Consider the following 11,402-nt stretch of genomic DNA (forward strand, 5'->3'; position numbering starts at 1 on the left):
GGTAAAGGGTAAAGAAAGGGGTTTAAATGCGGATTTACGCACGCTGGATTGGAGCGCTGCTGCTGAGCATGCTGGCGCTGAATGCCTTTGCTGATAGCGATCGCGGCTGGCAGCCCATCAATGAAACGATTCGAAAAAGCGATCACGATCCGCGCAGTTATCAGGCCATCACGCTGACTAACGGTATGACGGTGTTGCTGGTGTCTGACAAAGAAGCGCCTAAATCACTGGCCGCACTGACGTTGCCTATCGGCTCGCTGGACGATCCCAATCAGCAGCTTGGGCTGGCGCACTATACCGAACATATGGTGTTAATGGGCTCAAAACGTTATCCGCAACCAGATAATCTGGCCGAATTCCTGAAAAAGCACGGCGGCAGTCACAATGCCAGTACCGCGTCTTATCGCACCGCGTTCTATCTGGAAGTGGAGAATGATGCACTGCAACCGGCGGTGGATCGCCTGGCCGATGCTATTGCAGAGCCTTTGCTCGATCCGGTCAACGCTGATAGAGAGCGTCATGCAGTGAATGCAGAACTCACTATGGCGCGTTCGCGCGATGGCCTGCGTATGGCGCAGGTTGGGGCGGAAACCCTGAACCCAGCGCATCCAGCTTCCCGCTACTCAGGCGGCAACCTTGATACGCTGCGCGATAAGCCAGACAGCAATTTGCATCAGGCCTTGACGGATTTTTATCACAGCCACTATTCCGCCAATCTGATGAAAGCGGTGATATACAGCAACAAATCGCTGCCAGAAATGGCCGACATTGCGGTCCAGACTTTTGGACGAGTGGCTAACCATCAGGCCATCGTGCCGAAAATCGAAGTGCCGGTGGTAACCGATGCGCAGAAAGGCATCATCATCCACTACGTGCCCGCCCAACCGCGTAAACAGCTGAAAGTTGAATTCCGCATCGCCAACAACAGCGACCAGTTCCGCAGCAAAACCGATACGTTGATCAGTTACATCCTGGGCAACCGCAGTAAAAACACCCTTAACGACTGGCTGCAAAAGCAGGGGCTGGCCGACGGTGTGAATGCCGGTGCCGATCCGATGACGGACCGCAATAGTGGCGTGTTTGCCATCACGGTCTCCCTGACCGACAAAGGCCTGGCACAGCGTGATGAAGTGGTGGCGGCGATCTTTAGCTACCTCGACATGCTGCGTAGTAAAGGCATCGATAAGGACTATTTCGATGAGGTATCGCATGTGCTGGCGCTGGATTTCCGCTATCCGTCGATCACCCGTGACATGGATTACATTGAATGGTTAGTGGATACCATGCTGCGCGTGCCGGTGGATCATACGCTGGATGCCCCTTATCTCGCGGATAACTTTGATCCGGCGGCGATCAAATCTCGTCTGGATGAGATGACACCGCAAAATGCCCGCATCTGGTATATCAGCCCAAATGAGCCGCACAACAAAGAAGCCTATTTTGTGAATGCGCCTTATCAGGTCGATAAAATCAGTGATGCACAGTTCAGTGACTGGCAGCAGCGCGGCGCGCAGATCCAACTGTCGATGCCGACGCTGAATCCGTACATCCCTTCTGATTTCTCCATTATGCCTGGCGATGGCAAAACGTATACGCATCCGGTGGCGCTGACCGACGGTGACAGCATGCGCATCTACTGGATGCCAAGCCAGTTCTACGCCAGTGAACCAAAGGCAGCCATTACTCTGGCACTGCGCAACAAAGCGGCAATAAGCGACGCGCGTCAGCAGGTATTGTTTGGTCTGAATGATTATCTCTCCAGCGTGGCGCTGGATGAGTTGAACTCGCAAGCGTCAGTGGGGGGGATCAGTTTTTCTACCGGTGAAGATGACGGCATTGTGTTCAGCGCCAGTGGTTTTACCCAGCGTCTGCCGGAGTTACTGAAAAAACTGGTTGAGGGCTATGCCAGCTTCCAGCCGGACGCACAGCAACTGGAACAGGCGAAATCCTGGTATCTGGATCGACTGGAAGCAGCCGAGAAGGGCAAAGCCTTCGAGCAGGCGATTCAGCCGATGCAGATGCTGTCACAGCTGCCGTATACCCAGCGTGAGACGCGCCGCAAGTTGGTGAAAGACCTGACGCTGAAAGACGTGACGGATTACCGTGATGCCTTACTGCGCAACGCCACGCCGGAAATGATGGTGGTGGGCAACCTCTCCGCCGATCGCGTTAAACAGCTGGGCACCGATCTGCAACATCAGTTGCACAGTGATGGTCACAGTTACTGGCACAGCGATTACGTGGTGATCGATAAAGCCATGAAGGCCAACCTGCAAACCGCAGGAAGCAGCACGGATTCTGCACTGGCAGCCCTCTACGTGCCACTGGGTTACGACGAGTATCAAAGCATGGCCAACAGCACCATGTTGAGCCAGATTGTCCAACCCTGGTTCTATAACCAACTGCGCACCCAGGAACAGCTAGGCTATGCGGTGTTCTCGTATCAGATGCCGATTGGTCGCCAGTGGGGGATTGGCTTCCTGCTGCAAAGCAACAGCAAGCAGCCGGCCTATCTGATGCAGCGTTTTGAGGCGTTTTATCCGCAGGCTGAACAACGCCTGCGCGACATGAAACCGGAAGATTTTTCCCAGTATCAGCAGGCGCTGATCAACGACTTAAAACAGCGCCCGCAAACTCTGGATGAAGAAGCGAATCGCTATAGCCGTGACTTCAACCGGCAGAATTTTGCTTTCGATACGCGTGAAAAAGCCATCGAGCAGATTCAAAAGCTCACGCCGCAGGGCGTGGCCGATTTCTTCCATAAAGCGGTGCTGGAACAGCAGGGCATGGCGATGATTTCGCAGATTGGCGGCAGCCACGATGGCGCCACCGAAGATGATTATGCACCTCTGCCAAGCTTCACGACCTGGGATCAGGTGGAGAAGCTACAGCAATCCCTGCCGGTTAAGAGTGACGCGCAATGAGCCTGATTCAGCCGCCAGAACCGCTTAATCCGCTGACGCTGCCGTTGCGTGGCGAGCGGCTGATTGAGGCGTCTGCCGGAACCGGCAAAACCTTCACTATTGGTCTGCTTTATCTGCGGCTTTTGTTGGGGCTGGGCGGGCAAAATGCCTATGCCCGGCCACTGTCGGTCGAAGAAATTCTGGTCGTGACCTTTACCGAGGCGGCCACCGCAGAGTTGCGCGGACGTATCCGTGCCAACATCCATGAGCTGCGGCTGGCCTGCATTCGCGGTACCAGCCTCAATCCGATGCTGATGCAGTTGCTACAGGAGATGCCGCAACCTGCAGAAGCGGCGTCGCTGCTGCTGGCTGCAGAGCGGCAGATGGATGAAGCGGCGATCTTTACCATCCACGGCTTTTGTCAGCGCATGCTCAATCTCAACGCCTTTGAATCCGGCATGCTGTTTGAACAGCAGCTGATTGAAGATGAACAGCAACTGCTGCGTCAGGCCACTGCCGATTTCTGGCGTCGCCACTGTTATCCACTCTCGCTGGATATCGCCCGCGTGATTGTCAGTGAGTGGAGTGGCCCGGAGCAATTGCTGGCGACGTTGCGGCCATGGCTGCAAGGCGAATCACCTCACCTACGTTTAGCGCCCGCTGACGACGAAACGCTGACGACGCGCCACAACGAAAACCTGGCGCGCATTAACGCGATGAAAGCCGAGTGGCGCGCGGTGGGTGAAGAGGTGCTGACGCTGGTGGGGCAGTCCGACGCGGACAAACGCAGCTACAGCAGTAAAAATCTGCCGGTGTGGGTGAGTAAAATCAGTTTCTGGGCACAGAGTGAAACCCTGGATTACCAGGTACCCGCAGAGCTGGCGCGCTTTGGTCAACGGGTGCTGGAGGAGAAAACCAAAAAAGGCCATCCTCCGCACCATGCCCTGTTTGCGGCCATCGACCTGTTTCTGTCCCAGCCCATTTCACTGCGCGATTTGCTGATTGCGCGCGCGCTGGTGGACATCCGCGCCGCCGTGCGGAAAGAGAAACGCCAACAGGCGCTGCTGGGTTTTGATGATCTTCTGAGTCGGCTGGATGATGCTTTACAGCAGCCAGCAGGAGATATGCTGGCGCAGGCGATTCGTCAGCGTTTCCCGGTGGCGTTAATTGATGAGTTTCAGGATACCGATCCGCAGCAATACCGCATTTTCCGTACGCTCTACGGCAATCAGCCTGACCATGCATTGCTTTTAATTGGCGATCCAAAACAGGCTATTTACGCCTTTCGTGGCGCAGACATCTTTACCTATATTCGCGCGCGCAATGAAGTGAGCGCACATTACACCCTGGACACAAACTGGCGCTCTTCGCCAGCGATGGTGGAGAGCGTCAATCAGCTGTTCACTCGGCTCGGTTCGCCCTTTGTCTTTGATGCCATCCCTTTCTTGCCGGTGCGCTTCGCTGAACCGAATCAGACGCTCTCACTAACCCTTGATCACCAGGCGCAAGCGGCACTGCGTTTTTGGCTGTTGCCGGGAGACGGGTGCAGTGTAGGCGATTATCAGCAGGCGTTAGCACGACAGTGTGCGGCTGATATCAGCCACTGGTTACAGGCAGGGCAGCAACAGCGTGCATTGCTGGGTAAAGCGGCCGCGCAGCGCCCAGTGCAGGCATCGGATATTACGGTGCTGGTGCGAAGCCGCAACGAAGCCAATCTCATCCGTGAAGCACTCAACCAGCTTGGCATCCCCTCGGTCTATTTATCGAATCGCGACAGCGTGTACACCACGCCAGAAGCGCGCGAGTTGCTGTGGTTATTGCAGGCGGTGCTGGCACCCGAACAGGAGCGCATGCTGCGCACGGCGCTCGCCACCTCGCTGTTTGCCTTTGATGCGGCACAGTTGGATGCATTGGATCAAGATGCGCGCGGCTGGGATGAACTGGTAGAGACCTTTGCCCGCTGGCAACTGCTGTGGCAACAGCGTGGCGTATTACCGATGCTGCGCCAGCTGATGCAGGAACGTCAGTTGGCAGAAAATCTGCTTGCCTCAGAAAATGGCGAACGCCGCCTGACCGATTTGCTGCATCTGGGCGAATTGATGCAGGAGGCGGCGGCACAGCTCGATAGCCCGCATGCATTGGTGCGTTATCTGGCGCAGCAGATAGCCAGCCCGGACAGTCAATCGTCCAGCCAGCAGTTGCGTCTGGAAAGCGATCGCCATTTGGTGCAGATCGTCACCATCCATAAATCCAAAGGACTGCAATATCCGCTAGTGTGGCTGCCGTTCGCCGCCGGATTCCGCGAGGCGGATACCGCGCTGTATCACGATCGCGACAACTTTGAAGCGGTGCTGGATCTGCAGGCCGATGATGCAAGCCTGGCGATGGCCGAGCAGGAGCGTTTGGCCGAAGATCTGCGCTTGCTGTACGTGGCACTCACCCGTTCGGTGTATCACTGCAGCGTCGGCGTGGCGCCGCTGTTTCGCGGTACGCGTAAAAAAGAAGGTGAGAGCGATCTGCACAAAAGCGCTCTGGGCCATCTATTACAGCGCGGTGAAGCGGCGACAGCGGAACAACTGGGCGCTTTACTCAATCAGCACAATGTCGCGGGTACCGAGGTGATGTACGTGCAGGATCTGGGGGCCGAACGCTGGCAAGCGCCTGATCCCGCTCATGACAGATTGGCTGCCCGCACCGTTAGCCGCACGCTGGTGGAACCCTGGCGCGTCACCAGCTACTCCGGCTTGCAGCAGCACGGTAGCCAGCGACTACTTGATGTGATGCCGCGTTTCGATCTGGAAGCCGCAGGCGAAAAGCAGCAGGAAGAGATCGCTGAAGCCGCACTGACGCCGCACCATTTTCCACGCGGCGCCGCACCAGGGACTTTCCTGCATGAACTGTTCGAATCACTCGATTTCCCTCAGCCCCCAACGGCGGCATTGCTGGAGCAGCATCTGCAGCAGAATGGGTATCCATTGTACTGGCAACCGATGCTGACTGATTGGATCGCGCGCGTGGTGAGCACGCCGCTCAACGATCAGGGGATACAGCTCGGTCAGGTACAGGCCAGCGATCGACTCGTGGAGATGGGCTTCTACTTGCCGATTGACGGTTTGCTGACCGCGAATGATCTGGATGCGCTGATCCGTCAGGATGCTTTATCGTCCGATGCGCCGCCGCTCGATTTTCGTCAGGTGCAGGGGATGTTGAAAGGCTTCATTGACCTGGTGTTCCGCTGGCAAGGCAAATACTACCTGCTGGATTACAAATCTAACTGGCTGGGCGACAGCCACGAAGCTTATACGCCAGCAGCGATGAGACAGGCGATGATCGACCACCGCTATGATTTGCAATATCAGCTCTACACGCTGGCGCTGCATCGCTATCTGCAACATCGCCTGGCAGATTATGACTATGAGCAGCACTTTGGCGGCGTGTTTTATCTGTTCCTGCGTGGCATGGATGGCACTTCACCGGCCAACGGCGTATTCCACACACGGCCAACTCTGGATTTTGTTTCACAACTGGATAGCCTGTTTCGCGGGCAGGGAGCCACGGCATGAATGGCATTGCAGCGCTATTGCAACAGGCGGTTGAGCTACGTTTACTGCGTTCACTGGATGTTCAGTTCGCACTGTTACTGGCGGATGACACGCAGCCAGCACGCCTCCTTGCGGCTGCCTGTCTCAGTGCGGAAGCGGGTGAGGGGCACGTCTGTTTACCGCTGTCACAGTTGAGCCGTGAAGGGTTATTCAAGGGCCGTCACCCTGAACTGGCGCAGGCCATCTGGCTGGCGGCGGGCGAACCGCAGGACTGGACGCAAATTCTGGCTGGCTGGCCTGCTCTGAGCAACAGCAAAAACGAGCAGGCAGCACCGATTGTACTAACCGAAGGCCGTCTTTATCTGCATCGTCTCTGGCACCACGAAGGGCAGGTGGCGCGTTTCTTTCAGGCGCAGTCTGCTCCGCAGGCATTTCCTGATGGAGAGGTGCGTACTGTACTGGATAACCTGTTTGGTACTGAGCCAGATGACTGGCAAAAAATCGCGGCGGCGGTGGCGCTAACGCAGAAAACAGCGGTGATCTCGGGCGGCCCCGGCACCGGGAAAACCACCACCGTGGCAAAACTGCTGGCGTCCTTGATTCGCCTGAGCCACGGCGCGCTGCGCATTCAGCTGGCCGCCCCGACCGGAAAAGCGGCGGCGCGTTTAACCGAATCGCTCGGTAAAGCGTTGCAAAAACTGCCGGTCAGCGACATTGAGCGCCAACGCTTCCCTGCGGAAGCTACCACGCTGCACCGTTTGCTCGGTGCCCAGCCCGAAACCCAGCGCTTGCGCTATCACGCCGGTAACCTGCTGCATCTGGATGTGCTGGTGGTGGATGAAGCCTCAATGGTTGATTTGGGCATGATGGCCAATCTCATCGCCGCACTGCCACCTCAGGCGCGCGTGATTTTTCTTGGTGACCGCGACCAGTTGGCGTCAGTAGAAGCCGGTGCGGTACTGGGCGATATTTGCCGCTGCGCGGAAGCGGGATACAGCGTCGCGCGTGCCGCCCAGTTGAGTGCGTTAACCGGTTGCCAGGTTGAAGGCCACGATGATGACAGCGCGCCAGCCGTGCGCGACGCCATCTGCTTATTACGCAAGAGCTATCGCTTCGATGCTAACTCGGGCATCGGCAAGCTGGCGACTGCGGTCAATGCAGGCGAGCCAAAGGCGGTTGAGGCCGCATTTAACGCGGGCTTCAGCGATATATCACGCCAGCCACTCAATGATGGCGAGGCCTATCAGGCAATGCTGAATGATATCGCGGAAGGCTACCGTCCGTTCCTGCGGCTGGTGAGCCAGCGAGCACAGCCCGCAGAGATTCTGCACGCATTTGGGCGATATCAACTGCTGTGCGCACTGCGAGAAGGGCCGTTTGGCGTGCAGGGATTGAATCAGCGTATTGAGCAAAAACTGATGCAGCTGCAGCTGATTCGTCGTCCACAGGGTGGCAGCCGCTGGTATCAGGGGCGCCCGGTGATGGTGACACGCAATGACAGTGCACTTGGGCTGTTTAACGGCGATATCGGGATGACTTTGTTAGATGATGAAGGGCTACTGAAGGTTTTCTTCCCGTTACCCGATGGCAGCATTAAAGCGGTGCAGCCGAGCCGGTTACCGGCGCATGATACGGCCTGGTCGATGACGGTGCATAAATCGCAGGGGTCGGAGTTCGACCATACTGCACTGGTGATGCCGGCACAGTTTTTACCGGTGCTCACTCGCGAACTGATTTACACCGCCATTACCCGTGCGCGTAAGCAGTTAACGCTCTACAGCGATGAAAGCGTGTTTCGCCGTGCGGTGCAGTTACGCACCCAGCGCCGGAGCGGATTGCTGGATCGATTGGGCGGGGAGTCATTCTGAGCCGGGGTTGAGGCCGGTATAGAAACCGACCTCAGCTCAGTGCGGGTGTTTTATTGGATGCGCGTGGATGCGCATCCTAATAACGTTATCAGTCAAATGCGTTGGGCAATTCCAGACCTTCGAGCGCAGTCTGACATTCTCTGCTCTTCTGCCGCATTCACCGCCATTAGCGCAAATCCGCCATCAGCACTTTCGAACGGCGCTGATAGTTATACATCTGCTTCTTACTCTCCGGCAGTGATTCAATATCAACCGGCGTAAAGCCGCGTTCCTGGAACCAGTGAATACTGCGGGTGGTCAGCACAAACAGCTTCTTCAGTCCCATCTGGCGTGCCTGCAGCGCCACACGCTCCAGCAACAGCTCGCCGCGTGAAGAGCTGCGGTAATCGGGATGCACCGCCACGCAGGCCATTTCACCAATCTGCTCATCCGGGAAAGGATAGAGCGCGGCACAAGCGATGGTCAGATTGTCGCGCTGAATAATGGTGAATTTGTCGATCTCCATTTCCAACTGCTCGCGCGAACGACGCACCAGGATGCCTTGTTGCTCCAGCGGGCGAATCAATTCGAGAATGCCGCCAATATCGTTGATGGTGGCGCGACGAATCTGCTCAGCGGACTCCATCACAATCTGCGTACCAATACCGTCACGCGAGAACAGTTCCTGAATCAATGCGCCATCTTCCTGATAACTGATCAGGTGGCTACGACGTACGCCGCTGCGGCAGGCTTTCACCGCGCCACGCAGGAAACGCACGGTGCCCGACAGGAAATCACCGTCGTTTTCCATCTCATCAATACGCGCCTGCGCTTCGTTGGGGAACAGCTCAGAGATAATGGTGCCTTCGCGGTTGGTGACGCCTTGTTCAGAGCAGAAGCCAATCATTTTCTCGGCTTTTAGCTTGATCGCCAACTGCGTGGCCACTTCTTCGGATGTCAGGTTAAAGCTTTCACCCGTCACCGACACCGCGACTGGGCCGAGCAGCACAATGGCATCATTATCCAGCTGACGATGGATGGCTTCTTCATCAATACGACGAATACGGCCGCTGTGGCAGTAGTCCACGCCATCATCGACGCCCAGCGGCTGGGCAATAATAAAGTTACCGCTCACCACGTTGATGTGCGCGCCTTGCAGTGGGGTGTTATTCAGGCTCATCGACAGTCGCGCGGTAATGTCGAGTTGCAAACGTCCGGCGGCCTGCTTCACCAGTTCCAGTGATTGAGCATCAGTAACGCGCGTATGTTTGTGGTAAATCGGTTCCAGCTGCTGTTGCGCCATGCTGGCATCAATCTGCGGTCTGGCACCATAGACAACCACCAGGCGAATGCCGAGACTATGCAACAAGCCAATGTCGTTAACGATGTTGGAAAAGTTCTCATGCTCGATAGCTTCGCCGCCAAGCATAATGACAAAGGTCTTGTCACGGTGGGCATTTATATAGGGAACGGTATGGCGAAAACCCTGAACCAGTTCAGTACTACGTTCCTTCACGGCAAACCCTCTGTGAATGTTTATTCGTAATTTGTGTATTTTTATGCTCTTTTGCCGGCTATTGCAAGCGCCGGGCCTGACGTTACTTTACGATTTTCCTGATGCAACCCATGCTAACAGCCTGCATTATCTGGTTTTTCTGGCAAAACAACCCACGGCTTGCTAAGCAAAGTTTTCGCCTTCCTCTCGTCAATTGACGATATTTTAGACACTACACGGCAGTTGGAGCGGCATGTCTCAGGCTTTTACACGACGACGATTATTGCAGGGCGCGGGTGCGCTCATGTTATTAAGCGTAACGCGAACCGGGCTGGCGACCAGTCAGCATATTGTGGCGGTGCGCATCTGGCCTTCGTCAACATACTCCCGCGTGACGCTGGAATCGAATGTTCCCCTCAAATACAAACAGTTCACTTTGAGCAATCCCGATCGCCTGGTGATCGACATCGATAACCTGCATATCAATCCGGTTCTGAAAGGGGTGGATAAGCAAGTGCGCGTTGACGATCCCTATATCAAACATGCGCGAGTTGGCCAGTTTGATGCCAATACGGTGCGCGTGGTGCTGGAACTGAAGCGCAACGTTGCACCGAAGATCTTCACGCTGGCACCGGTTGCGGGCATCAAACATCGCTTAGTGGTCGATCTCTATCCGAGCCAGCCCTCGCCGGAAGAGGATCCGCTACTGGCGTTACTGAACGATTACAACCAGGGCGACCTTGAGCGCGATCAGCCGGCGCAAGCGCCTTTACCGGGCAAAGCGGGGCGCGATCGTCCGATCATCATCATGATCGATCCTGGCCACGGCGGCGAAGATCCCGGCGCGCATGGCAAATACAAAACGCGTGAGAAAGACATTGTGCTGAAGATTGGTCGCTACCTGAAGGCGTTGATCGACAAAGAGCGCAACATGAAAGCGTATATGACGCGTAACGAGGATGTGTTTATCCCGCTACGCGTGCGGGTAGCGAAAGCGCGTAAACAGCGTGCCGATCTGTTTGTCTCGATTCATGCCGATGCCTTTACCAGCCGTGCGGCGCGGGGTTCGTCGGTGTTTGCGCTCTCGACCAGCGGTGCAACGTCTACGGCTGCACGGTTCCTGGCGCAGACCCAGAACGAATCAGATCTGATTGGTGGTGTAAGCATGAGCGGTGACCGCTATCTGGATCACACCATGTTCGACATGGTGCAGCGGCAGACCATTAGCGATAGCCTGAAATTCGGCAAAGAGGTGTTATCGCGTATGGGTCACATCAATCATCTGCATAAACGCACGGTGGATCAGGCGGGGTTTGCGGTGCTCAAAGCCCCGGATATTCCATCGATTCTGGTGGAGACTGCGTTTATCAGCAACGTCGAGGAGGAGCGAAAGCTGCGCACACCGCGTTATCAGCATCAGGTGGCTGAGGCGATTCTGCATGGGATTAAAGCGTATTTTGATAAGGGTGCGGTGCTGGCGCGTCGCTAAGAAGAGGGCGGCCGCTGTGCCGCTTTTTTACGGGAAGCCAAAAACAAAAAAACACCCGTTAAGGTGCTTATCTGTAATTGGTTGCGGGGGCCGGATTCGAACCGACGACCTTCGGGTTATGAGCCC

At 56.1% G+C, this 11,402-nt stretch carries 5 protein-coding genes; 4 read left to right on the forward strand and 1 reads right to left on the reverse strand.

Features of this window, described 5'->3' with window-relative positions; genetic code table 11:
* Nucleotides 1–26: 26 nt before the first annotated feature.
* From ptrA to recD, 3 genes are read left to right on the forward strand one after another with little or no spacing between them, the layout of a single operon-like run.
* The gene (ptrA, locus tag IAE30_RS22300) at nucleotides 27–2,924 is read left to right on the forward strand and encodes a pitrilysin (protein WP_200681037.1); all 2,898 of its coding nucleotides are present in this window, start codon (nucleotides 27–29) and stop codon (nucleotides 2,922–2,924) included.
* Complete coding sequence (recB, locus tag IAE30_RS22305) at nucleotides 2,921–6,466, forward strand: exodeoxyribonuclease V subunit beta (protein ID WP_200681038.1); 3,546 nt, start codon at nucleotides 2,921–2,923, stop codon at nucleotides 6,464–6,466. Before ptrA ends, recB begins: the two co-directional genes overlap by 4 nt.
* A complete protein-coding gene (gene recD / locus IAE30_RS22310; protein ID WP_200681039.1) occupies nucleotides 6,463–8,313 on the forward strand; it encodes an exodeoxyribonuclease V subunit alpha in 1,851 nt (616 codons plus the stop codon). Before recB ends, recD begins: the two co-directional genes overlap by 4 nt.
* A gap of 166 nt (nucleotides 8,314–8,479) precedes the next feature.
* Here the strand turns inward: recD and argA are convergent, their stop codons facing one another.
* Complete coding sequence (gene argA, locus IAE30_RS22315) at nucleotides 8,480–9,808, reverse strand: amino-acid N-acetyltransferase (protein WP_034823094.1); 1,329 nt, start codon at nucleotides 9,806–9,808, stop codon at nucleotides 8,480–8,482.
* A 232-nt stretch (nucleotides 9,809–10,040) separates the two neighbouring features.
* On the opposite strand from argA, the gene amiC reads away from it, so the two are divergent.
* On the forward strand, nucleotides 10,041–11,276 hold the full coding sequence (gene amiC / locus IAE30_RS22320; protein ID WP_200681040.1) for an N-acetylmuramoyl-L-alanine amidase AmiC: 1,236 nt from the start codon (nucleotides 10,041–10,043) through the stop codon (nucleotides 11,274–11,276).
* The last annotated feature ends 126 nt before the right edge of the window (nucleotides 11,277–11,402 follow it).

Origin of the sequence: Pantoea sp. S61 (assembly GCF_016625145.1) — a bacterium.
GTDB lineage: Bacteria > Pseudomonadota > Gammaproteobacteria > Enterobacterales > Enterobacteriaceae > Pantoea > Pantoea rwandensis_B.

What these genes read in the sequence shown, in the direction of transcription:
- ptrA (WP_200681037.1), top strand. Translation starts at nt 27, where the DNA reads ATGCGGATTTACGCACGCTGGATTGGAGCGCTGCTGCTGAGCATGCTG.
- recB (WP_200681038.1), top strand. Translation starts at nt 2,921, where the DNA reads ATGAGCCTGATTCAGCCGCCAGAACCGCTTAATCCGCTGACGCTGCCG.
- recD (WP_200681039.1), top strand. Translation starts at nt 6,463, where the DNA reads ATGAATGGCATTGCAGCGCTATTGCAACAGGCGGTTGAGCTACGTTTA.
- amiC (WP_200681040.1), top strand. Translation starts at nt 10,041, where the DNA reads ATGTCTCAGGCTTTTACACGACGACGATTATTGCAGGGCGCGGGTGCG.